Source organism: Dictyobacter aurantiacus (assembly GCF_003967515.1).
GTDB classification, from domain to species: Bacteria; Chloroflexota; Ktedonobacteria; order Ktedonobacterales; family Ktedonobacteraceae; genus Dictyobacter; species Dictyobacter aurantiacus.
Genome location: NZ_BIFQ01000001.1, coordinates 992,693 through 1,017,931, shown reverse-complemented (window position 1 = coordinate 1,017,931; position 25,239 = coordinate 992,693). Strand labels below are relative to the sequence as shown.

The following is a 25,239-nucleotide window of genomic DNA, read 5'->3' as shown; positions in this document are numbered from 1 at the left end:
TCTTGTTGAGAGAGAACTGAGCATTGTTCCCCTATTCTCCTTGAGAAGCGATAGATCGTTGGATATGATATACACCGATCTTATCGGTCACCTCTCTATGACATACTTCGGAGACCGCAACATGTATCTGAGCAACTAGCACAATACACACTATATACATATCAGCTTAGAGAGGAATGCCAGGGATGAAAAAAATCCTGTCCTGCTCAATATCAGGTAGTATCGTATTGCTTGTCCTTGCGCTTTCAACCTGTGTCTTCTGTCGTACGAATATAACCTTCACAACTGGCAGTCAGACGACACCAGGAGGGTCAACAATCAGTCCAACACACACCACCACTATAACAAAAGCGGACTGGCCAACCTACAACCCGCCGCCTCGCGTCGATTCCGCCATCGATGCTCATCACAATACGAACTTGATCTATCATGGTGGTCCCGTGATTGATAACATCGCCAACGTCTACCTCATTTTCTGGATCGATCCTCAGTATCAGGAACCAACCCCGCAATACATCTATCTTCTGACCAGATTCTTCCAGGACGTTGGCAGCAGTCCTCTGTACGCGAATATGCTGCAATACACCGATGCTCAAGGACGCGCCCCAACGGGCGTTCACCTTTCAGGCATCAAAACGGACCGGACGACTCCATTTCCAGACGCCTTCCGCACGTCAATCGGTTCTGATTGGGGCGCATATCTTCATAAGGAAATCATCAAGGTCGCCACCAGCAATGGCTGGGATTACCATACTGCTCACAACCTCTTCTTCCTATTTCCTATCGTGAGTAACGGTTGTGGTGCGCACGGATATCTCGGGGACCGGTCCGACGAACAGAATCTCCAGCATGGTTCTCCCATTGCCGATGTCTACTATCCCTATGCTAACGGCCAGGAGCAGTGCGTGGATGCACCACAATCACCCAACCATGACCATATCTCCGATATCGCCATGGGAATAGCATCTCATGAACTGATGGAAGCGGTATCCGATCCCTATCTCATTGGCTGGTCCGACCAGAATGGGAATGAGATGGCTGATAAATGTCCCTTGCCACCCGCAACTATCGATCTACAAATCGCTGGGAACGTCACCTGGCATGGAAATCTCTATCTGATCCAGGAGGAGTGGGATAATCAAAGACAAGGTTGCGTCCTGGAGGGACCCTGAATCGTCCCGTGCACCATTGGATGTTCTGGTGTGGTGCCAGCCGTACGCGGCGCACACGACTGGCACTACACCAGAACATCCGAATAATCTTCCTAATCGGGCCGATCTTACCCCTGAGCCAAAGGCATCAATTCGCCTTACCAATAATCGAGAGCAACTGCATCACAATCATCTGAGCCTGTTCCGCAGCCTCTGATGCAGAGATAGAACCTGAATGCAATATCTCGTTGGTCAAGGTCGCGGAATTGAGTACATCTGACAGCTTTCGATTGCTATTATCCTGATATTTTGATGCATTTTCCAGGTAGTGGATAATTGCATACAGTTGCTGAATGGCATTTTCTACTGTTCGCTCATCATGCTGTTCCCATTTCGCAGATAATTGTGTTGAGATAGTATTTAAACGTTGAATAGCTATTTTTGTTGCATCAGTGTAATATTGAACTGATTGAAGTCTCTCTTGTGAAGAGCCAATGACAAACATCTGTTCTTCAGCTGCCTGTTGCTGTTTTTGCGCGAGCAAACCCAGCATAGAGCTGTTACTTCTGAGATGATCAACGGCGTTAAGAATCGGACGAACGAGACTCTGACGAGCGAAGAGGGCAATAATACCAACAACAAGCGCCTCTAACAGTGCAATGCCAAGAGTAGCGAGCAATTGCTGATTAGCCACGCTGGTCAGGGTACTGACGGGACTGAGTACGAAATAATACCAGTGCAGAAACGGGTTTTTTGTTTCCAGTGCAACCACCTGATACGGCTCATTTGTGCCCGTGGGTTGTGTTTGTAGCATTACCGATGAGGTCTTGGTAACAGTATTGAGCACATGAGCAATATCAGCGTTCGCCTGTACCTTTGGCAAACTGCTTGTGCCATAACGCCGCTCGTGCGCAATAGTATTCACGAGCGTACTGTTTAGAGGCTGAACGGTTGTAAATATATTCTGTTTACTGGCATCTGCGATACGCACACCATTTGCATCTAATATAAAGGCGGTACTGCCTGAACCATTACTACCTTTATCGGGCTGAATAATATCGTTCCAAATATGATTTAAGCTTAGTGTTGCGCGAATGCAACCAATGATTGGCCCTGGCTTACCCGGTTGAGCGGTTGGGGCAGTGATGGGGGAGTACAGATCAATTGTTGCCTCGTTTAACTGCGGGTTATAATAAACAGGCGAGATTATTGTTTGACCACGCATGACGCTCTGTACCTCGGTGGGGATAAAGGTATTGCCACGCTTAGCAGGTGCCACAGGGTAGGAGAGTAGCATATTCCCTTTCGTATTGAATAATGTCCAGGTCTGATAATCTTTATCACGAAAAATACCAGCGATCAGCGCATATTCAGCATGTGTTGCATCATCTTTGTAAGCGGCAGTTGGCTGTGGAGGCTCAATAACAAAAGTTTGTACACTGGAAACCTGAGCCAGTGTCTCAATGTCGAGTATCCGCTCATTAATATACGTATCAATTAATTGAACACGAGTTTGCGCATCATTCTGTAAGCGCTGTTCCGAATCATTGATTAAAGCAGGCCGTGAGTAGGCATAAGTATAGCTGAGTATAGCAATGAATGGAACAATGATTGCGAGAACAAAAGCGAGGGTAATCACGATCGAAGTTGATGACCAGCGAAACTTTTTGTGTGTGGTTGCCATAAGTACGAACTCCTAAAAATACACGAGTGATTTTGATGAAGGAAGAATGTGGATTCTTTCTGTTATACTGGCCTCTTCAACACTATCAGGCCATCTTTCTCTAGCTGTAGCAGTATGTGTCGTACATCATCCCAAACTGGAAGAGAGAGCATACTGGCTATTTGAGCAATAGTATTGATCCCATTGATGCGCATATAGATGCTTTTGACATTTTCTTTCCATTGAAGAATTTCAGACCGCGGAACAGCTTTTATGCGATGTGGGATCAGATTATGAAAACCATCCGACTGCGACCTATTGTTGTGCGGTGGAACAGAGGAATGAGGTTCTACCGGGAACGCGAATGATCCGGATGGATTTTTCGTGGCTGGCGAATAAGAAAATGTGCCAGATGGAAAATGGTTTGGCTGCTGTGGATTCCCTATATCTTTGAGTGGTGATGTTCTTGGCTGCTGTGGATTCCCCATCTGCGAACCAGGAATTGGTGAAGATTGGCTCAAATCTGGTGAAGATGGAGTTGATGGAGAATTAAAGGATGGAATATGCTCATCGGTTGCATCATCAAAGAACCATTCTACTATAGTATGATACAGTAGATCTATTATACCCTCTGTAATATCTATAATTTGTGAAAAACGGTTATATATATTGCAAGAGAGCATAACGCCCGATTGTACAGTAACAATTGCAACACAGGGGTCATGAAAATCACCACAACCATAAAAAACTGCTGAACGGAATGTGCCCTTTAATTGGCGAATTCTTGCAACGTAGAGTAATGTTCCAAGGCTAAAAGTATACATGTATACGCTCTCCCTGAGCAAAAATGATATCCTTTACGAGCTGCCAATGGGATGAGATGCAAAGTTTGCACCAACCTGCTATTGTTCATCTCTATTAGTCTAACCGGAACAGTGGTTCTATGCGAGTTGAAAGTAGGGACAGTTTTTGGTAATTCTCCTCTATTATATGACTCGTAAGTATAAATGAAATGGTGCGAGCTGTAGTCGATGCCTCTGTTACTCAAGCTGGAGAGAGGATCGAGAGAGTGTCCCTATTATTCCCTTGAAAGGGGAAAACGCATGGCCTATTTTAGACTAAAGCGGCAGAAGAACCTCATGATCAATTTTCCGATCAGAAGAGGTTGGCACAGCACATTCTCGTGCGATGAGAAGCTAGCTTTTGTTCATTGGCGTTCCTCTACGAGCACGCCGATAGATACGATATATGATATGGGAAAGGGGTAAATATATGCCAGGACCACGAGAAGTCACGAAACAGAAACGCATGGAACCCGTGAATGATTCGAGCCAGCGATTTTCATCTTCTAATGTATTAGCGTGGAGCAATCAGCCAACAGAAACCTCCAATAGCCAACCTAGAAAAGGAGGCAGATGGGCTCGATTATTTGGAATGGGAAAGAAAAGTGACTCAGGGGAAGCTCGACCAACCGGGAGACGGCTTTACAAAATAGAAGCTCGGTCAGGATCGGGAGATCACGTCTCAACCGGATCTGAAATTGTTCAGGCTTCAAGCGAAGTTCAATCTGGACGCGCACGCGAGAGATCAGATACCATAAATGGTCAACTAAGAAGAGGCAACTATCGATGTATCCATCATCTGAAAGAGTCATGGGTGAGTTGAAGAAGACAGTAGATGAGATTATCAGCCAGGCTAAGAAAGAGCTTGGCGGTGAGCCCAATTCCCGTCGTAACAAGGAGATAACTAAGTGCATTGAACAAATTTCGAAGGAATGGAAGAGCTACCATCGGGATGTCGTTTCTATGCACTACGGCACAAATCCCGAGAAAGCCAGACAGGCTTCTAGGGAGTTCTTGCTAAAATTTGCTGATTTCTTCCCAGATTCGAGGCCGGAATATAACCGTGCAGCTCTGGAAAAAATGTCACCTGTAGAAAAGAATGCATATATAGCGATACTAGAAGATGGGATAAAACTGTCAAGCCATATAAAAGACTCACCAGACTCTGCTACTAAAAGTTCTATAGAGACTTTAAAGAATCGATTGAATTTTGTTGGTGCACAGGTTCGTCATGAGCTTGTATGCAGCTTCAATATTCTCAACGAGCGCCAGCAGGAAAAACTTTCCAGGCTGACAAAGGTCGTGCATCGTCAATTTGCTATCTGGGACTGCGATGATGTCATAGGTAGTGTGGAGCCTACAAAGTTTGCAGAGGCGGCTTCCAACTACCTGGATTATGTTAAGCAAAACTTGCCGCACTTGCATGAGCAAAAGGAGCCAGGCTCGTGAAATCTGGCCTCCTCTATGCTACCCATCTGAATAGTTACCAGCTACACCCTATCCTGAAAGGTAAGCGCAACTCCGTTGCATGATGAAACTGTCCCCATATCCCTCTGCTCGTTCCCCTTGAGCGCTGTTATCATAGAAATGGTGTCATGACCACGTTCGTGTTGTATGAATGGACAATTACGGCTTTGGTGAACCTGCCTGGCTGTATCCACTCTGGGAATGTCAGTATGACCTGGCTATCGCGTTTTACATGGACGAATAGGACGAGAGGGGACCTATGCGGATGAGGAAAGGAGGAGCAGCGCGATCTACGTGTAGACGAGCGCGCCGCTCAAATGGATAGTCATGAAACAAGAGATGAATTTTGAGAATGGGCAGAACCCCGTATCCATATTTGCATTGCACATTATTCCTCCGCTCCATTCAAACAAAGAGCATGCTATCGCGCTCGAAGCCACGATGCAGAGCCTGGTGCTCGATCGGCAGCATCCGATCACGCTGGAACTGGCTGGCACCCAGGAGTGGCGCAGTTTTATCGTGCGTGCGACCTCTCAAAGCGCACTGGATCATGTCGAAGCGCTCCTGCGCGCCCAGTATCCTCAGAGCGAAATACGCCCGTTGCGCAGCCATGACGATCCTTTCCGGTTGGATCCGGGAGAGGCTGTTTCCGCTGTTGAGCTGGAGGCCGGGAGCGCGTCGTATCTGCCGCTGCGCAGTTGGCAGGAGGAGCAGAAAGAGGGCACTGATCCGCTGCTTGGTCTGCTAGCCGCGTTGGGTCACCTGCCAGAGCACACACGGGCCGTCGCCCAGATCGCGTTGACGCCGGCCGTCACCAACTGGTCGCGCTGGAATATGCGCCGCGCCCTGGAAAGTCCTCTGGCACAGGAGCGCCGGAACAAAGAGCGCACATTGCTGACTGCGATCCTGGGCGAAGGCTTCAGCAACATCCTATTCATTCATCTTGTCATCTTCATCGGCCTATTTCTACTGCTGCGCCCAGCCATGCCGCCCTGGTTCTTGAAATCGATTGTCCAGATCTGCATCGGGCGTGGCTCCCAGGTGCCAGCCTCGCAGCAAGGCCAGATTATACTCTGGGTTTGCGGAGCACTGCTGGTGGAAGGGCTGATCATTGTGCTCAGCATGGTTGTCGACTCGTGGTGGAAACGCCGTTCAATGTACAATCCGCGGGTTGTGGCACAGAAAACGTCGCGCATGGCCTATCGTGCGCGTCTGCGCCTGTATGTGATGGGACCAGAGATGACGGCGAATGATCCCATGAGCAAAAAGGCGCAGGCCCAGATACGCAAGACGCTCTTGATTCGCATGGTCGCCGCCTACCGGCAATTTCATATGGCCGATGGTGCGTTTTTTGTGCCGCGCCGGATCTCTGCGCGAGCTGCCCGACGCCTGCTGATCAATCGTTGGGCTGGAAAGGCGGAGTGGCAGAAAGGGCTGAGATTATCGCGTCATATGATTGGTGTGGACGCGCTGGCCTCGCTCTGGCATATGCCTAACCCACAGGCCCTGCCGGAACTCGCCCTGGTTGAGCATCGCCGCTCGCGCACCCTGCTGATCCCGCCGGCTGTAACGCGTCAGTGCCAGGGGTTGCCGCCTATTGGCTATTCCGAGCACGCCGGATATCGGCTCCCCTTCGCGTTTACGCCAGAATTTTTTACCTTTCATAGCCTGATCGTCGGCAAGTCGGGAGAGGGGAAGAGCACCTTTATTGAGCATATCGCGCAGAAGGCTATGGAACTCGGCGGCATGGTGCTGATCGATCCCTTTGGAGATCTCTGTGAGAATGTGCTGCAACATGTACCAGCCGCGCGAGCTGAGGATGTTGTCTTCATCGATCTTTCAGACAAGCTTGCCTCGATCGGCCTGAATCCACTGGATGTCACGCTGGGCTATCGGCGCGACCAGTTTATTGCTGATCTGCTCAAGATGCTGGCACAGATCTGGGCCGCGAGCTGGAATGCGCGCATGGAAAACGCCTTCGAGATCAGCCTGCGCACACTTTTCGAGGCCAACAAAGCGCTGGTCGCGCGTGATCCTCAAAACGGGCCAATGCTGCAATATACGCTGCTCGATATCCTGCCCTTGCTCACCAGAGCGAATTTCTGCCATGCCCTCTTGCAAGAGGTAGAGGACGACTATCTGCATCGCTGGTGGCGGGAATACTACGAGCCCTTATCCCCCGCGCAGCAGCGCGACATCATCAATCCGATCGCGGCCAAAGTGGCAAAATTCGAGAATCAGGCAGCGCGGCGCATTCTGGGCCAGGGTATCTCCACACTGCATATCCCGCAGATGATCAAAGAGCGCAAGATTATTCTGTTCAAGCTAGCCAGAGGCGTTGTTGGTAACGATGTGGCATCAATGATTGGCGCGACGCTACTGGGACTGATTCAGAATATCCTGGAGGATCAAGGATATCTGGGATATCGAGAGGCGCCGCGCTTGCCAATCATCATCAACGAGTTTCAGCGCGTGGCGGGCGCGGACTATCGCACCCTGTCAGAGCTGCACAAATATGGTGCGAGCTTCTTTATGGCTACGCAGTCGGTTGACTATTTGCAGAGGATCAGTCCCTATGTGTGGCCAGCGCTGCAAGCGAATGTTCGACAAATTGTGGCCTTCAATCTATCCGCACCTGACGCGGAATTCCTTGCACCAGAACTGGGTGTGGATCGGGAAGATATCCTCCATCTTGATATCAACACCTGCTATGTCTCTGTCCTGGCGGGAGGCCGCCGCCAGCCGACCTTTTCCTTGAAGCTCCTCCCGCCAGCGCACGTTGATGGCATACAGGCCGAGAGCATTCGTACCCGCTGTCGCGTCCGCTACACCAACCCCATCCCCGAGATTGATCAACGCCTGAGCGAGGCTATGTTGCGCAACATTCGCCTGGCCCCGGTCTCCGAGCCTGAACCGTCCTCGGAGTCTCCTGCACCACCTCTGCCACGTCCCACACTGTCAGAGAAACCACGCGAGAGGCACCGGGAAAGGGTTATTCAGGAGGGTGAGGCCCAATACGAAGGCGCGGAAGACGTGCGAAAGAAGCGAGAAACGTTCCCGCGCATGGGAGGGCCGGCGCCGGATACGAAGGAGTCCTCCGTGCTCGTTCCTGATCTTACAAAGGAGGAGCAAGAAGAAAACGAGCTGCTGGAGATGGTGATCCGCGATGAAATAGAGGGCGAGCGTGAGGATCTGATGCAACGAGAGGGTGAGCGTGAGGATCTGATACAACAACAGAAGCATAATAGAAAAACACGCCAGCACTAATGTTAAAGAATATACATGTATCAAAGGCCATTGAGAAGTTTCCAGAGCACCTTCGTGGGCAAGTCTTTCAAAGGCTTATTGTATGTTGGAGCATCGGGTGCGCATCCGCGCACCCGATGCTCCAACATACAATAACTGCCTGGCCGCTCAGCGGACGCGAGTGAGCGCAAGAACTACCAGGGTGATGGGAGCAAGGTAATCTCTTGTATTTCGGTCAACTGCGGCAGCGCACTCATCGCGATACCCAGGACCTCGACGGGCGATGCGCATTGTGGAGCAACGAGCGCCAGCAGGTCGCTGAGGCGCGTACTGTTATGCACATCCAATGTATAACTCATGATTTCCTGTCCGCTCTGAAGATCAGAAACAGAGAAAAGGATGCCGGTAAATTGCGAGGCTCGCATATATTTAATCGCATAACCTCCGACCACAAAATAGGGGCAGACATTTCCCCCGTTACTATAGAACTGCCACAGCAACCAGAGCAGCAGATTCATCGGCCCGGCCTGCGTCCCCTGCAACATCTGGGCGACAAGCTGAAGACGAATGCTCCTGGCTACCGCGACGATGCGTTGCTCCTGCGCGTAGAGGCTTGGGTGTGCAATTGTTTCGGGCAGGGCCAGTGCGATCGATCCAAGTTTACTTGTTTGCCAGGCACAAGGGCATACAAGATATGCCAGGACTTTGCCATCACCCGTGGCGGCCCGCGCCAGCGCGTCTTCGGCGTTTGCCAGGCAGGTGGATGAACCCAGAAAACCGTCGCTGAGCAGCAGGATGGTGAGGTCAGCATGGCTTCCATTGCGCTGAATAGAGACACCTGGAATGGCATTGAGCAGCATCGCCAGATAGTCCCGCAGCGCGTCCCCGATCAGCCGATCTCGCGTTGCCGCCGAAATCAAGAGCGAGACGCGGAATAGCTTGAAACCAGCACTGCCAGTACGTTCTCCAGGTACCCATTGGTCTCTTCGGCCTGGTTGCACACGGCGCCCATCCTTGCCTGTCCCTCCGCGCTTTATAGCATCCAGCGCCCGCAGCACATGTTTCATGCCGGCAGGGCGTTTAGTTTCCTCGGCTTCGACCATCTGCATGACCAGTTTTTCCAGCTTCGGCATATTGAGAGAGAACGGCTTGAAGTGAAAGGGATTCTGTATAGGATCGTCACCGGTCAACAGTTGATGCAATACAACGCCCAGACTGTAGAGGTCGGAGCTCGGCGAGGTAGCCTGGCGATACTGCTCCGGGGACGCGTAGCCCGGTGATCCTAGTGCCACGGTGTCTTTCGTCTGGTTCGCTCTGAAGAGGCGCGCGATGCCAAAATCGATCAGGTAAACCTGCCCTTGTGGGGTTAACATGATATTGGCTGGCTTGAGATCGCGAAAGATGATCGGCGGCTGCCGCGTATGCAGGTAGTCCAGCACGACACAGAGTTGCATGCCGATATCCAGCACCAGGGCAGTTTCCAGGCTTTTCTGCTTTTGCTGCCGTTCTCCCAGATACTGCTCCAGCGTAACACCCTCAATAAATTCCATCACCAGGTAGCGCCGGTCCTGATCCTCAAATTGTTCATAGATGCGCGGCAGGCTGTGATGATCGAGACGGGCCAGCAACTCAGCCTCGCGCGTAAAGGCGGCAATGGCCTCACGCAGTTCTTCGTCGCTGAGCCCGTTCTGGCTCATCTCTTTCACCGCGACGACGCGCTGCTGCTGGAGATCACACGCCTGATAGACGGCTCCCATACCTCCTTGCCCCAGACGCTTGATGATTTGATAGCGCCCATGCTGAAGCAGCGACTGAGGTGGCAGCAGGCCAGTGCTTGCACTGGTCTGAAGAGGCGCGCCACACCAGCGGCAAAAACGCGAATCCTCCTCATTTTCTTTGTCGCAAATACGACAGATCAACATTTATTCTATCCTTCTAGCACGCCCCGTATCTCTCATTTTCTCTGTATACCCCTACCCCTCTCACAACAGCCATCCTGTCTCGGCTTCTTTCTGCTCTTCTTCAGGCAGACGTAATCCCTCGATCGAACGTTTCCAATCTTCGGCGATCCTGAGCAGTTCGCCGATATGCTCGGTCATTTGCAATATCTGGATAGTGGAGGTATGCAGAGACTGGACGGCGGTGTAGAGGTCGCCGATGCTGACCTCGGTGGCGCCAGCATTCTCCGAGAGGGCACGCGATGTTTCCTCCAACGTATAGAATTGTTTCTGTGTGTTTGCCACCAATTGGATCAGCAACCGGGACACGGTAATGGTCTCGCCATCAATCGTGCTCTCCTCCTGGCTCTTTTCGGAGGAGAGTTGCACGCTTTTTTTATCTATTTCATCTATTTCAAATTCTGTTTGTTCTATATCTTCTTTATTTAATAATTTTTCTGCTAAATTTGATTCTGATTCTTTTGAAACCTGTGATATATCTTCTTCAATAATCAACTTCTTTCGTATGAGTCGCGTCTCTTGCTCGCGTCCGTTCGCTGCGCTGAGATAAAGCGCGCTGCTCAGACGCTGGGCCGAAGTGACAGTACCCTCCAGAGAGCTAATGACGTTGGCGATCTGAAGAATCTGGTGTTCGGCGACCTGCGCATGCGTGACGGCATGATCCAGGAGCACATGCGAAGTTGAGATCGTTTGTTCCGCACTATACAAGGTCCAACGCGAGAACTGGACCAGTTTCTCAATTAAGGCATTACAGACTTCTGCCAGCACACCCATATTCCCCTCAGGAATCGTCAGTTTGACACGCAAATCTCCTTCCAGAACCTGCGTCAGCTCTTTGATAAAGGTGTAGAACTGCGTATATAACGCGACTGCGTCTGTCCTCCTCGGTCCTTTGATGTCGCTGACATCCAGAGCGTCAGTCCTGGACAGAGAACTGCTGACATTCAGAGTGTCAGCCCCGACCTGACTCTGTCTATCATCTGTGGATGTATCCATACTATGCGCTTCCTCCTATCAGCAATCTATCTCATACGCTTTTTTCTCCAACTGAGAAGCAAGAATTTTTTCGATCCTCTGATGAATCTCCTGCACCATTGTTTCGATCGCTTGCTTCCTCTCCAGTGGTATAGGTGGAAAGGGCATCAAAGGCGTCAGCTTGCCGCTTTGTTCATGGCGAACTGCCTGCTCCGTCTGCTGATATTTATTCAGTGCCCGTTCATATGCCTGTATTAACTCGCCTGGCGTGGAGAAACGGCATTGGGGATTATAATGAAGCGCGCGATCAACCACGATTTCGAGCCCTGGGGGAATATCAGGCACGATCGAGTGGAGCGACGGCAGTGGCCCCTGCAAATGCAGGTATGCGGTTTCCGTATGACTACTCCCGCGATAGGGAGGACGTCCGCTAAGCAGTTCAAAGAGCAAAATGCCAAGTGTATAGACATCGGCACGGGCATCGATCGGCCCACCTTTGATGACTTCAGGTGCGAGATACTCAGCCAGGCCCAGCGGGGTGCCAGCGATGTTCCGTAAAGGAGCATCCTCGCGCTCATGTTCGTCGCCTAGCCCAGCCTGGCACAAGATATGTTCCAGACGCACACCAAGAACGCACGGCGGCTGCCTATCAGACAAGAAAATATTGCTGGGGTTGAGATATTCATAGACCAGACCTTGTCCATGCATGTAATCCAGCGCATGTGCGACAGGCGTAAGAATATGAGGGATATCAGACGGATTCCAGCGTATTTGTCGTTTTAAATGGAACGCCAGCGTTCCTCCCACGATGTCAGGCAGTATGAGATAGCAATAATCTTTTTGCAAGCCGTATCCGAAAAGGGGGAACAGAGCAGAATGGCGCAATTTGACGCATCGCTTGGCTTCATTGAAAAAACGCGTGAGAAAGCGCTCCCGCGCAGGTTCGCTTAGCGTATGCGACAGAGGGAGCAGCATAAAACTGAGCCTGGGGGTCTGCCAGGGATCACGTGTTTGCGCGCGATACAGCCTCGTAACGTTGCTTTGCCCCAGCCGTTCCTCCAGACGATATCCTCGAATCATCTGCCCCAGGTAGGGATCATTGTATATCTCCATGTGCATCACGCTCCTTTCTCTTTACCAACACTATGAACGCGCAGCCTACCCTTTGCATAGGGGGAAAGAAGTATAGTTTTCCGCCACACCGTATTCGCAACTACCAGGAACTCACTACGTCACCATATCTCTGGGAGCAGGACATAGCCATAGTTCAGCACGCAGTAGATATAGAGTCCCCTCCCACGCAGTTTACCACGTATCCGGTCAATGTGTTTGTCCATCATCAAACGCACCTTTCCATCAAGCGAGCAACCGTACACGGACATCGCCAGTTGCGCGTAGGTAATTGGCTTTCCCTGCCTTAATGGGAAAAGCAACTGATATTCTTTCATGGTCAATTTGACGATTCTACCTTGAATAATAATAGAATGCTGCTCATTATACCAGCGAATATCTTTTATCGCAGTGAGCGTGTTCTTTTTCTCTTCTACTGCTCTCTCTTCTAAAAGCTGCATGTTACGTCTCTCCTCTCGTTAATGCCACCTGCTGGCCATTACGTCCTATAGTTTGTCATCATGTTGACCTGATATCGATGCAACATGTACGTCCGTATGTGCTACCCTGAAGGGATAGCCCCAGTCACTCAGGGTGCCTTTCTGGGAAGGCTAGCCATCACCAGTTCCAGTTGAGCCTTCCATGCTTTGCTGGATGCGATCGTGCTGCAAGAACAGTACAAACAGGTCACTATCATATGTTAATGAACGCCACATGTAAAACCATCCTTTTCTTTGAAAATGGGCAACCAGTGGTATTTTGTCTGTTGGACTACGTGGTCATGGATCCAGAGCAGATACTTAGTAGAAGCTCTGCTTCTTGAAATAAGGATACTCTATGAGTGTGAGGTGGTACAAGTTCAAAAACTATCAGGTAGGTGACAAGTTCACCGTAGCGTTTGTAGCCAGGAGCAGGCGCTTTCCGTCAGCATGACTTCGGGCTGTACCTGGAGGTGGGCAGCGCTTTCAAGCGCGGTGAGGATGTTTATTGTCTCGATTTCCAGGAGTTCGCGATCATGAACGTGATCTTCGAGGAAGCTGAACATATGCTGGACAAGTCGGCGAAGGGCGGCAATATCCTGCGGCTGATCGGTCCGCGCATAATCAACGATCGTCTGATGCAGCGTGTAGCGCTCCTCGTTGCACGATTCCAGCAGGCCGGCATCCCATAATTCATCCAGTATCTCCGCCGGTTCGCCGCCAACGACGAGTGCCGCTTCTTCGCTAAAGCTATTGGGCTTGGGCGCGAACAGGGCCAGACGGCGCAGCATCGCCTGCGCTTGCGTGCTCAAACACTGGTTGCTCACGGCAATGGTGGCGTGCAGTGAGATTGGGATGCCAGGGGGCAGGTGCGGCGGGCGCTCTTGAACAGTAATGGGCATGCTCAGATGTAAGCGATTCTGGGCCTCGTGCAGGCGTGTGAGCGCGGCCCGCACTCGTCGCGGCTGCCCGGTGAGGTCCTGAAGCGCCAGATATTTGCCCATTAATGTCAATGCCAGCGGCAAACTTCCAACCGCTCGCACAAGGGTGCGGGCGCATTCCTCATCGCGAGCGACGAGACGGGGCACATAGCGGGCAAAGAGTTCCAGGCCTTCATCTTCAGAGATTTCGGGAACGACCAGCATGTTTTCCTGGACAAAGGCCAGCGCGACCTGTGGCAGGCGCGTCAGCAACAGATGGGCGCAGTGTGCCCCTCCAATCTGGAGGGCCAGTGCGTCCTCAGCAGTCCAGGCATCGTCGATGATGAGCAGCATCGCACGTGAGCCAATACGAGCCTGTAGCGTGCGCGCCCAGGCTTCCCGGCTGCCACTATCCTTAACCTCATGCTGCGGGATACACAGCAACGAGCCCCAGCGAGCCAACTGGCCCACGATATTCGGCTGCGTTCCCAGTCCTGCCCATAAAATACCATCCGGGAAACGCTCCTGAATCTGCTTATCGATCGCCAGCGCCGCGGCCAGGGCCGTCTTGCCCACGCCCGGCAGACCATACAAAGCCAGCAGCTCTCCCTCTCGCAAACTCTCTTTTATCTGCTCCAGCAATTCGCTCCGCCCCAACAAGTTCCCTCCTCGACCTAGTGCTTCAGGGATCATGCTATCGATCAGATAGGAGGCCGGTCTGGGAGATTGTGAGAATGATTGATCGCCCAGGTGCTTTGCCACGCGTACAGTTTTCTCTCCTTCCTCACCACCCGGCTCCAGACCAAGTTCATAAGCACTTTTGCCAAACAGGGCGCACAACTGCTCGCGATAGTAGGGATAGGGCATCGCCTGCCCTTTCTCCCAGCGAATGACGGTCCTGGTGGTGATCCCTAATGCGTCCGCAATCCTTGCCAGAGACCACCCGCGCAACTCTCTTTCTGCTTTTAGCGAATTACTATTCATCTACTCTTCTCATGAAATATGTCGTGTTCTTCATAAAATTCACATCGAGCTAGCTGGAGGATAGAGCAGGCGAAGCAAGAGCTCTCCGACCAGGCTCTTTTTGCGATGTCCCAGAGCCTCATAGGTTCGATAGCTCTGTTCAGCCAGGGTTCGGGCTTTTTCTAGCTCACCCTGGTTGACCGCGATACAGGCCAGGCCATACTGGGCGTGCGCCGTGAGGATGTGATTGCCGCTGGGTACGTATGCCAGCATCTCTTGAAAGAAGTCCTGTGCACGCGTGAAGTTCCCCTGCTGTAAGTACAGTTCGCCCCAGGCCGCCAGTAAGCGACAGATTAACTGCGGATACTGGAGTTGGCGTGCCAGGGTCAAACCCTCCTGAAGATACTTTTCGGCCTGAGGCAGTTGATCCTGCTCCCGAGCCAGCGTCCCCAGGTGCAGCAAGAGATCGCTGATACGCTCCTGATGGCCCATCTCCCGCGCCAGCGCCAATCCTTCGGAGTAGTATGCCAGTGCTTGCTCCTGGTGCCCCTGCTCCATGAAGATATCTCCCAGGTTGAGCAGGAAGAGGCTGATGCGCTCACGATGGCCCATCTCTCGCGCCAGCGCCAGCCCTTCGTTCAAAAAGACCAGCGCCTGTACGTCATTGCCGCGTCGATTGATCACCACACCCAGGTTGAGCATGAGCAAGCTGATGCGCTCACGATGGCCCATCTCTCGCGCCAGCGCCAGCCCCTCACGCAAGAACTTTTCAGCTCGCGTATAGTCTCCACGCGCGTCGGCCAGCACGCCCAGGTTGGCATGCAGGACGCAGATATGCTCGCGATGCCCCAGTTGCTGCGCCAGCGCCAGCCCTTGCTGATAGTACTCTTCCGCCTGTGGATACTCTCCTAGCTCGGTGGCGATGACGCCCAGGTTGATGAGCAGGCGGCTGATCTGATCACGTTGATCGAGTTGCCGCGCCAAATCCAGCCCCTGCTGGTAGTACTCACGCGCCCTGACATAATTGCCGCGATTTTTCGCCAGCACTCCCAGGCTTTTAAGCAGCGCGCTCATTTGCTCCTGTTTATTATGCTGACGCGCCAGCATCAGTCCTTCCCGATAAAAGTGTTCGGCCTGTGTGTAATCACCTAATTCATGAGCGATGTCGCCCTGGATCGTGAGCAGGCCAACGATCCTTTCCCGGTTCTGCTGCTGCCGGGCCAGAAGCAGCCCTTCGTCGCCATAGGTCCGGGCCTGGGTATAATTCCCCTGCAGGTACGCCAGAGCGCTCAAGTTCTCCAGCACCTGAATCCGATCTGCTGTCTGCCCACTTTGCTCGACTGCGCTATGGGTGCGACACAGAAGTTCTTCCGCCGCCGTATACCAACCCCATCTGAACAGGCTGGGTACCAGGAGATGACTGCAGTGAATTAGAAGCGCGTCCTGTCGCTGCTCCCAGACTTTGTCGAGCGCGGCGAGCAGAATGGTGATCTCATGTTCCAGGGTCGCACTATCATTATGATGCTCTTCGATGAAATGTGTTCCATAACGGATCAAGCGCAGTGTCGCCTCCTCGTTCGCTCCCAGTGTGCGTGCGTAGTCGGCGATCAATATATGCAGCGCGTAATAATCGCTGCCACACTGTTCCAGCAGGCCTGCGTCGCACAGTGTCGCCAGCACGTCTTCGCTGGTATCGGCGACGAAGAGGGCTGCCGCGCGCGACAAGAGTGTGGGCCGCGCTGGCAAGATGGCAAGGGCGCGCAAGGCGGCGCGCGCGGCTTCGGGAAGATGATAATCGCTTACGGCGATCACGGATTCGATGGACAGCTTGGCTCCGGGGGGAACGGAGGAGAGGACTTCCAGCATCGGCTGAGGCACATGCAGCCGCAGTCGCCGCTCGGCATTGCGCAGGTGTGACAGCGCGGTCTGCAAACGCCGGGGTTGGCGCATGGCCGCGCTACTGCCCAGATACTTGCTCATCAGCGAAAGGGCCAGCGGTAAGCCGCCGACGGCATGCACCAGTTCACGTGCGGTCTCTCCTTCCTGCTGCAACACTTCGGGCACGAAGCGTGTGAGCAGTTTCACGGCGGCATCATCAGTCAGCTCGGGGATGCGCATGGCTTCGCTGGCATTCAGGTATCGAGCCATCCGTCCGAAACGCGTGGTTAGCACATAGGTACACTCGGTACCAAAAACCTGGAGCGCCTCGACCGCGTCCGATTGCCAGGCGTCATCTAGCACCACTAGCAGCCGCGCATGCCCCAGCTTGCTCTGGAAAATCTTCCGCCACTCCTCCTGGCGAATTGTGGTTTTATCGCGCGGGAGGGAGATGCCCAGTATATTGCTCCACCGCCGCAAGATGCCAGAGATGTGTGGATTGACACCCAGGCCTGCCCACAGGATACCTTCATGGAAATGCGCCTGGATCTCCGGCTGGTGCGCCAGGGCCACGGCCAGAGCCGTCTTGCCCACGCCCGGCAACCCATAGAGCACCTGATTGCGCTGGCGTAAGATCTGCCACTGCAACTTCTGTAGCAGTTCCTCACGCCCAACCAGGCTATTAGCACCCCGTGGAGGATTGGGCAGCGACGGATCAAAGGTAGTCTGCCGCACTGGATCTGGAATAATCAGTAGCGGACCCGTCTCTTGCTCGCGGCGCACGACCGGCAACGGCATGGTATTGGGCAGGAGCAGAAAAGCCATATTTTCGCCCCGTGCCCACCCCTCGTCCCGATTATCCTGGCCAAAGACGGCTTGAAGCGCCTGATGAAAAAAAGGAGAGGGCTGATCCGTTCCTTCTTCCCAGGCCGCTATCATGCTGACTGTTGTTCCTAACGCTTCCGCAAGCATCGCTTGCGACCAGCCGCGCTGCAGACGCTTCGTAGCGATATCCACGTTCATCTCAACAATACTCTCTTCTCACCGTCGTATCCAGGCAAACATGCCCTGCTGTTTCTTATCGTATCATTGTAGTACTACTCATCTGAACGGCGCTGATACTTCACCTGCTCAGCTGCCCTGTTACCTTTCAAACCCCAAGTATGGTCTATGCCACGAGCCATCTTTCAGCACTACCTTTTATATAGTATACATCACTATCGGTAACATAACAGTCGGAAAGGGGGACTATTTGGACTCAATCCTCATCTTGTTTCTCTATTTATTACCATCTGGCTTTCTGTCAGCGGCAGATGATTCGGCGTGCGCGATCGGTTTCCGTGTTCGTAGGGGTCCTTTCGTTTCTTTCAGTTTAATCGCATCTGGCCGGGGACGGGATGGTAAATGAGGATCGTGCTGGCGAGGCGCTCATCTTCCAGAAAGAGCTTGCCAAACATCTTTGGTGATGAAGGTAACGCAGGTAGCGGGATCAATAGCTCACCTCGGGAATCTGTCTGGCCCTTATCAATGCGCTGCATCAACACGCCATCCGTACGCTGTGCCGCTGGTCGCTGCGAGCGGCTAACAAATAATAGCGACGGGAGCAGACCAGGCGGGTCCATCTGTAGCGCCAGCAACCGCTGGCGGCGGAGCAGATGTGGTGGGAATATCTTATATGTCAGCCGGGTTGGAGAGCAATGGATATGCAGTTGGACGCCACTGGACAGCCGCCGCACACCGTCCTGCTCCACAATCGCCGAGATCAGCAGGTGATAGGATTGATCTCCATTCCCAATGCTGAGCGTATAATACCCCCGCCGCTCATACTCGGCGCGTGTGACATCATACGTTATCACATCCGGTGCGTAATGTTGAAGCGGGCCGGGCTGCGTGCGATAGGAGAGAAAGATAACCTGGCAACCTTCCGGCCACTGCCAGTAGAGTCGAATCGCCGAGTGATGCAGACGATACTGGATCTGCCGCACATTATCGGTGTCCACGGACGGCAACAGCGAATCGAAGGGATCGCGGAGACCCATGGCAATGTTCTCCACACGCCATTCCGTATCTTTTGCCGGAAGTGTCAGTAGCCACTGCTGAAGACGGCTCCGCTCTTTTAAGCGTGTGAAAGCCTCATCTTTCGACCAGCCGGCCGCCGCCGCACGCTCAAGATAATAGCGCACCTGGCGCGGATGGAGTTCTCTGGTTGGGCTGCGCTTCATGCTGGCAGCGAGATCATCGAGCAGTTGTTGCAGCGCGCCCCGGCGCAGCGTCTCATCATAGCGGGCTCGCATCTCATCCGACTTGAAGAGAGTTATCGCGAAACCAGCTAGCTCTACACGGGCGATCGTCGTAGGCGTAGGATGCAACCGAACCTCCTGCGCATAAAGTTCGCTTGCCCTGGCCAGCAATTCGCTGGTCACGCAGGTCCGTGAGCAGCCCAAAAAATCGTATAGCGTCTTCTGCTGGATAAGTTCCAGACGATCAGCGATATTGCTCGCCAGCGAAGCATCCAGTGGCTTGCTTCCATTATCATCGCCCTTATCAGCCGGGCGGACCTTGACTGTGATGCGCATCTGGATAGACGGCTCTGGCATAATATGCTTGAATTCCTGGATGAAGAGGTCGACCTCTTTGGGGTCCGCCTCATCTTTCAAATTGAGTAGGGCGAGTTGCCGCTCAAAGCGCGCGTGAGCTTCCTGATCGCGCCGATACAGAATTTTTCTGGCCTCCTCGGCCTCCTGCTTGCGTAACTCCGCGCACTCCATCACCTGGTGGATCTGAGGCAACAGGGCACGATTGGCCTGAGCCAGCAGGGCCTTTTTGGCGATGCCCGCACTCTCGCGGTCCCACTGGCGAATCTTGTCCTGACACGCCTTCTGATACGTGCTGTCACTCCACGGTTCCTCAGGATCCAGATCGAGGAGCAGAAAAAAGTTGGGTCGAGAGGAAAGCATCATAGAATCTGAATCTGTTGTGAACGTTCGCGGGCATTCTGACGCTCACCTGGTGTAAGCGAGTCTTTTGTCGCAAAAACAGCTTTGATGATGGTATTGCTGTCAGGCTGGCGCCCGGTTACACGCAACCGGCCCTGTGTATTCAGCTCGAAAGTCACCTCGATTGGCGAGCCTTCCGGCAAGCCTGGCGAGAGCGTCAGGGTCACAACCCCAATCTCAGACTGGCTGTTATACGCGTCCTGCTCCACAATCCAGCTCTCTTCGGTATTCTCGACGATTTCGAGTGCCACTACCTCCTGTCCCGCCTCAAGCGTGCCATAGGTTCTTGTATGCAACGTGGGCAGAGGATCGTTGACGCGCACGAGATTCGAGACGACCTTGCGGCGGAGAGACGTGCCATTATCGATCGTGGCGACGAGGCCAAAGCTATGGCTGGCGACGTTGGTGATCGAAAACGCGGTCAGCTTCTTGACCACTTTCTCGCTGATCTTGAGCGAGCGAGCGATCGCGGCACGAGCACGGTCCAGTACGGTTGTTGGCAGATCCGGCGAACCGATCATCGCAGGGAGCGTGAGCGGCTCCGTGGCAGGTCCTATGCTTCTGGGAACAGTCGACAACGCGGATTTCGCCATGGCATCTTGTCGCTGCATCTCCGCTACCCTGGCACGGATACGCTGCCGGAGATAGAGCCGTTGGCCGTACAGCGCGGCACCGCGAGCGACCACCTCGTCGGGATCAAACTGGCGCAGCGGCAGATGAAATTCCTGCGTCAGCCGCTCTACGACCTGTGGCATACGCGTCGAGCCACCAACCAGCAGGATCTGGTCAAACTCGAGGTAACCACGCTTGCGGGCTGCGTTCATGGTCAGCTTTGTAAATAAGATTGTGCGGTCGAGTAAGGGAGCCGTCAGTTCAGCGAATTTGGTTCGGGTCAGTTCGACCTTGACGAGCGTGCCAGCATGGGAAACGGGAATGCGGGTCTTCTCGCGTACAGTCAGCGCTCGTTTGGCCCGTTCAGCCTTGAGCCAGAGATCTTGCAGCGTCTCAGGCGTATCGAGAGGATCTTCAGACTCGCCTGTCCGCTCCTGCCACTGTTGCGCCAGATATGTCACGATCGCCTCATCCCAATCGCGCCCACCAAGATGATGATCACCACCTGCTGCAACGACGGTGGTGGCATGCTGTTTGACAGCGATGATGGCGATATCGAAGGTACCTCCGCCAAGATCGTAGACGAGCACTACCTGCTCGCGCCCATCTTGCAGTACATAAGCTAATGCGGCAGCGGTCGGCTCATTGATAATCTCGCGCACCTGGAGGCCTGCGATCTCGCCTGCATGCGCCGTGGCTTCACGCTGAGCAATACCAAAATAGGCGGGGCAGGTAATGACTACATCTTTCACCGGCACACCAAGGGTCTTTTCCGCATCAAGTGCCAGTTTGCGCAGGATATAGGCAGAAATCTCTTCGGCAGTATATTCCTGTCCCTGATAATGAAAGCGCCATCCAGGTTCGCCCATATGGCGCTTGACCATCTCTACAACGTGATCTGGGCTCACGATGGCACTATTTTTGGCTTCGTCACCGACGATGCACGCCCCCTTTTCAAACAGGACGACCGAGGGGGTAGCCAACTCGTGCTCCTGATTGGGGATTACGCAGGCTTTCCCGTTTGCATCAACGTAGGCAATACAGGAATATGTCGTGCCCAGGTCAATACCAAAGATGATATGCTTCTGATCATTCACGTCGCTTTTACTAAACCTTCCTTCATCTTAGCTGAGCTTTTGCAATCCAAAGTGTAGCAAAGATGAGCGGTTCACTCGAGAGGGATAGAAGGACAAAAGCATGATCCGGAAAGGACTGCCACCCATGATTCGCCAACAATGTATTCCTGGCGTTCCTCCTCTAGCAGCATGTGGACGACTGGCGTCCGGATCCCGGGTTAGAGCGTCCACACTTTCATATTCTGGTACAGCACTTTTGTTGGACTGCCAGCATCAACCGCCAGGAAGCCGATCTCGCCGTTGCTGGAGGAACTATCACTGACATAGGCCACAAACTGGTTGTTCACATACATATAGATGTTGTTCCCTCTTGCGACGACCGTAAGGAGATTCATCTGATTGAAGCCCTGGTGAACCGCCGGGCTGGTGCCAGAGATCGTTTTGTTTGGGGGCAGGCCGGCCAGATCGTAGTGGCCGCTGGCATCGACACGGAAACGGTAGGTCGCGGACGATGTGGTGCGGAAGATCAGCCCGCCGCCAGAACCCTGGGTAATGGTCATCTTCACCTGAAAGGCAAAATTACTGAAGTTTGTGCTCTGCGCCATGCAGCCGACAAAGTAGCTTGTTTGCAAGATCGAAGCCTGATATGCCCCACCAGTAAAGCTGCATCCATCTCCAGTGCTATCAAGCCCAGTCTGCCATTGATTTCCGTCTTGCGCGCTCAGCGCATCATCGATTACGGGCATGCCGCTAGTAGCCCAGGCGTAAATCTGGCCCGGCGTCGTCGGCACAGCTGGAGGCGCTGGAGGCACTGGAGGGGCCTGCGTTGATATTGGGACCTGCGTTGGAGTTGGTGTCGGGACCCGTGTTGGAGTTGGTGTCGGGACCCGTGTTGGAGTTGGTGTCGGGACCCGTGTTGGTGCTGGTGTCGGGACCCGTGTTGGCACCCCGCGAGTAGGCAACGGCGTTGGCGCCAGCGCCTGAATTGTCGACTGTGGATCTATCTTCGCCCGCGGCGTCGCCAGCAGCGCTACATTCCCACCGGGCACGAAGGCCATAAAGAGATAGGTCTGCGAAAAGCCGACGGCAGCCAGTAGTAGCGCCAGGATTAAGAGGACCAATAATGGTCCTCTGGAGCGTGCGGTCACAGGGCGAGGCCGGGATTGGGGGCTCAAAGGCGTCGCTACATATCCACGGCTCGCATGGGTTTGAGCCTGTGATGCCAGGCTGAACGAATGTGGAACCGTCCCCGACGAGTGAGCAGCGGTCACATCAGGAAGGGCTACCGCCTCATCCGGCTCTGGTCCCGCAAACGCATCACTAACCGCCAGCCCGGACTGTGGCACTGCCTGCACCTGCTCATCAAGCACTGGCGCAACGGGCGACGCCGGCATACTCTGATCCTTTGTGTCGTCGTCCTCTTGTATGGCCCATGGGCTATCATTGTCCTGGTCATCCCACAAATAGAACGACAGGTCATCTTCGGTGGTGTGCTGCGATGTGTTCGTCGAGGGTGAGGGAGTAATCTTTGGTGGATCCGGCGGCTCTAGTGGCTCCTCCGTAGGGAGGACGGTGGGGCTTTTCAGCTTCTCTAACTGAAGCGAGGAGAGGATATCACGATAGCCCACCGACACCTCTGGCGAGAAGGGAAAGGCTGGAGCCTTTGAGCGTGAGGGCTTCCTCGATGCATCTTTGGCGCCTCCATTTGCATCCGGCAACTCGTTATCAGGATGAGCCTGGGAAAGAGCGGCAGATGTGGTCTCAGTGGGCACTGAAATTGCTTGCAGCGCTTCAACCAATTTCGCCACACTCTCATAGCGAGCCCCCGGTTCGCGCGCCAGGGCTTTGAGCAGGACCGAGTCCAACGCATTCGGCACGTCCGGGGCCAGTCGGGAGGGAGGCTGCGGCAGTTTCGTCTGTGGATCGCTTAAGGCGATGGCAGGCTCTAACTGCTCAAAAGGATGCGAGCCTGTGAGCATCTCATAGAGGAGACAGCCAAGCGAGAACTGATCGCTTTTCTGATCTGCTAGCCCCGTGCGCAACTCGGGCGCACGATAGAACGCGGAGTGAGGCCAGACAGGATTGTCGGTAATGCACTCAGCGGTGAGCAACGCAAGCCCAAAATCGCCAAGTAGTGCGGTCCCCTCGTCCGTGAAAAGTACATCGTTGGGCGAGAGATGACCGTGTAGGAAATCGTGGTCATGGCAATAACTGAGCGCCTGCCCGATCTCAACGCCCAATTGCAGCACCGGTTCCAGCGAGAAGCGCGGCGGCGCGAACGTGTGCAGATGATCGCGCAACGAGCCGAAGGAGAGATAGGGGCTGACGACAAACGGCTGTTGCTGCTCGATATCAGCATCGAGCACCGATAGCAGATGAGGATGCGTCAGTTGTTGCAGGCGCGCCACGTCCTGTAGGAAATTTTTGGCTTCATAGCCAGGTCCCAGACATGAAGCGTCAAAGATCTTGACCACTACTTCGAGTTCGGGTTGGCTCATGGGAGAAGCCAGGTAGGTATTGCTCTGGGATGTTTGCCCAAGCTGTCTGATCAACGAATAGCTAGCAAACATCATAGATATGGGCGATTTTGACGTGTTTTGAGCAGCCATAACAAAAAACGAGCCACCTCTCTACTTTTCTTGAGAATCTGCACAGATTCATCAAGAAAAGCCTACCACAAGCAATAAAAGGAAAACAGAGGGATAGAGGGACGGTTCTCAGCCCAATTGTCCCTGACAAAGTGTTTGCCTCCCCTGGCATAGGGAAAATTGCCTCCCCCGGGTGACTCGCTCCTACGTAGCTCTCGCCGTTTTTCAGGTGTGGTGCCAGTCGTGTGCTCCGCACACGACTGGCACCACACCTGAAAAACCAATGGTGCATCAAAGGCGCAAAAGCTTATGCCAAACGCATGGAGGCAGAGTCGCGCTTAGTGTGTGTGGTGCTGGAAGATGAAGGTGTACATATTGAAAAAGGTTGTAAATATCTGTGTGATGACCGGGAACCAGGATGGCACAAGGATCACCAGGACCGCCAATCCCACAGCAGTGATCAGCACTGGTAGCAGCAGACCGGCAGCATTGGTGCTGATCACCCCTTGCGATGTGCGATTGAATCCGCGCCGGACCAGGAGCACTCCCCGGCGTTTGATCCCCCAGAGCAAAACCTGATCGCCAAGAGCCATATCGGCGCCGCGCATGTTTCCGCGCAGCCGTGCATCCCTGAGTTGACCATCGAACGTCTGAATACGCACCGTCGTGACAACCACACGATCGTTCTCGCGCTCCTGCTGGATATTGACCAGAATCCAGAGGAACTCGACGAGTAACATCGCCAACGAGGCAAAAATATCGGGATCATTGAAGATTTCTTCCTTGGACTCAATATGCATCACCACCCCGGCAATTGCAGGCCGGATTCTGGGAAAGTACCAGGGAAGCTTATCCCGCTTCCCGTTTTCAGCCGCCATCAGTGCATCTTCGCTCGTCCAGGAGCGCGAGGTAGCAAATGGGTCAGGTAAAGTGACATCGAGTGTGGTCTCATACGGCTGGAGTTCGGTCTCGCGCTGCTGGGCCACTGATCGCTGCTCTCCCACCCTGACAAGCTGGCGCTCCGGCGGCACTCGCGTCGAGCGAGGTTGGCTAGCAGGTTGCTCTCGCGTCGCTGGTAGCAGCCCCTCATCCTGTACTGCCAGCCCCCTGGACTCGGCGCGTGAGTACTTCGAGGGCTCCACATCCTCCAGAGATGAGGATGTGGATGGCGTTTCCGACAGGCTGGCGGACAGATCCGGTGCAGGCGCAGGCCCAAGAGGGCGACCGCAGTTGTGGCAGGCCGCGACTGCTTGCAGGTGGCGACAGCCGCAGGCCGGGCATTTTATGGCTGGCATAAACATCTTCCTCTCTTTCC

Annotated in this window: 15 protein-coding genes; 3 read left to right on the top strand and 12 right to left on the bottom strand. The window is 53.6% G+C overall.

Annotated elements, in window-relative coordinates:
- Positions 1-185: 185 nt before the first annotated feature.
- The gene (locus KTT_RS04055) at positions 186-1,172 is read left to right on the top strand and encodes a hypothetical protein (RefSeq protein WP_126594766.1); all 987 of its coding nucleotides are present in this window, start codon (positions 186-188) and stop codon (positions 1,170-1,172) included.
- A gap of 127 nt (positions 1,173-1,299) precedes the next feature.
- Here the strand turns inward: KTT_RS04055 and KTT_RS04050 are convergent, their stop codons facing one another.
- Positions 1,300-2,835: a cache domain-containing protein gene (locus KTT_RS04050; protein ID WP_126594765.1), complete on the bottom strand. Its 1,536-nt coding sequence runs from the start codon at positions 2,833-2,835 to the stop codon at positions 1,300-1,302.
- 62 nt (positions 2,836-2,897) lie between these two features.
- On the bottom strand, positions 2,898-3,638 hold the full coding sequence (locus KTT_RS04045) for a hypothetical protein (protein ID WP_126594764.1): 741 nt from the start codon (positions 3,636-3,638) through the stop codon (positions 2,898-2,900).
- Positions 3,639-4,442: 804 nt separating this feature from the next.
- Between KTT_RS04045 and KTT_RS04040 the strand changes: the two genes are divergently transcribed.
- Together KTT_RS04040 and KTT_RS04035 are read left to right on the top strand one after the other, a co-directional pair.
- Positions 4,443-5,105: a hypothetical protein gene (locus tag KTT_RS04040; protein WP_126594763.1), complete on the top strand. Its 663-nt coding sequence runs from the start codon at positions 4,443-4,445 to the stop codon at positions 5,103-5,105.
- A gap of 345 nt (positions 5,106-5,450) precedes the next feature.
- Complete coding sequence (locus KTT_RS04035; protein ID WP_126594762.1) at positions 5,451-8,390, top strand: DUF8128 domain-containing protein; 2,940 nt, start codon at positions 5,451-5,453, stop codon at positions 8,388-8,390.
- 173 nt (positions 8,391-8,563) lie between these two features.
- On the opposite strand, the gene KTT_RS04030 is transcribed toward KTT_RS04035, so the two are convergent.
- The 10 genes from KTT_RS04030 to KTT_RS36025 all read right to left on the bottom strand — a co-directional run bounded on the left by KTT_RS04030 (position 8,564) and on the right by KTT_RS36025 (position 25,219).
- Complete coding sequence (locus KTT_RS04030) at positions 8,564-10,291, bottom strand: serine/threonine protein kinase (protein ID WP_126594761.1); 1,728 nt, start codon at positions 10,289-10,291, stop codon at positions 8,564-8,566.
- Between the two features lie 60 nt (positions 10,292-10,351).
- Positions 10,352-11,323 carry a hypothetical protein gene (locus tag KTT_RS04025; RefSeq protein ID WP_126594760.1) on the bottom strand — a complete coding sequence of 324 codons (972 nt, stop codon included), beginning with the start codon at positions 11,321-11,323 and terminating at the stop codon, positions 10,352-10,354.
- Between the two features lie 18 nt (positions 11,324-11,341).
- Positions 11,342-12,415 (bottom strand): serine/threonine protein kinase, encoded by a 1,074-nt coding sequence (locus tag KTT_RS04020; protein WP_160145622.1) that lies wholly within the window; start codon positions 12,413-12,415, stop codon positions 11,342-11,344.
- A 119-nt stretch (positions 12,416-12,534) separates the two neighbouring features.
- Positions 12,535-12,873, bottom strand: a complete 339-nt coding sequence (locus tag KTT_RS04015; RefSeq protein ID WP_126594758.1) for a helix-turn-helix domain-containing protein — start codon at positions 12,871-12,873, stop codon at positions 12,535-12,537.
- A 425-nt stretch (positions 12,874-13,298) separates the two neighbouring features.
- Positions 13,299-14,795, bottom strand: a complete 1,497-nt coding sequence (locus KTT_RS04010) for a helix-turn-helix domain-containing protein (RefSeq protein WP_126594757.1) — start codon at positions 14,793-14,795, stop codon at positions 13,299-13,301.
- A 39-nt stretch (positions 14,796-14,834) separates the two neighbouring features.
- On the bottom strand, positions 14,835-17,675 hold the full coding sequence (locus tag KTT_RS04005; RefSeq protein ID WP_126594756.1) for a tetratricopeptide repeat protein: 2,841 nt from the start codon (positions 17,673-17,675) through the stop codon (positions 14,835-14,837).
- 344 nt (positions 17,676-18,019) lie between these two features.
- Positions 18,020-19,612, bottom strand: a complete 1,593-nt coding sequence (locus KTT_RS04000) for a hypothetical protein (RefSeq protein ID WP_126594755.1) — start codon at positions 19,610-19,612, stop codon at positions 18,020-18,022.
- Positions 19,609-21,357 carry an Hsp70 family protein gene (locus KTT_RS03995; protein ID WP_126594754.1) on the bottom strand — a complete coding sequence of 583 codons (1,749 nt, stop codon included), beginning with the start codon at positions 21,355-21,357 and terminating at the stop codon, positions 19,609-19,611. Before KTT_RS03995 ends, KTT_RS04000 begins: the two co-directional genes overlap by 4 nt.
- A 197-nt stretch (positions 21,358-21,554) precedes the next feature.
- Positions 21,555-23,945, bottom strand: a complete 2,391-nt coding sequence (locus KTT_RS03990; RefSeq protein ID WP_126594753.1) for a serine/threonine protein kinase — start codon at positions 23,943-23,945, stop codon at positions 21,555-21,557.
- A 317-nt stretch (positions 23,946-24,262) separates the two neighbouring features.
- On the bottom strand, positions 24,263-25,219 hold the full coding sequence (locus KTT_RS36025) for a hypothetical protein (protein ID WP_160145621.1): 957 nt from the start codon (positions 25,217-25,219) through the stop codon (positions 24,263-24,265).
- Positions 25,220-25,239: the final 20 nt, after the last annotated feature.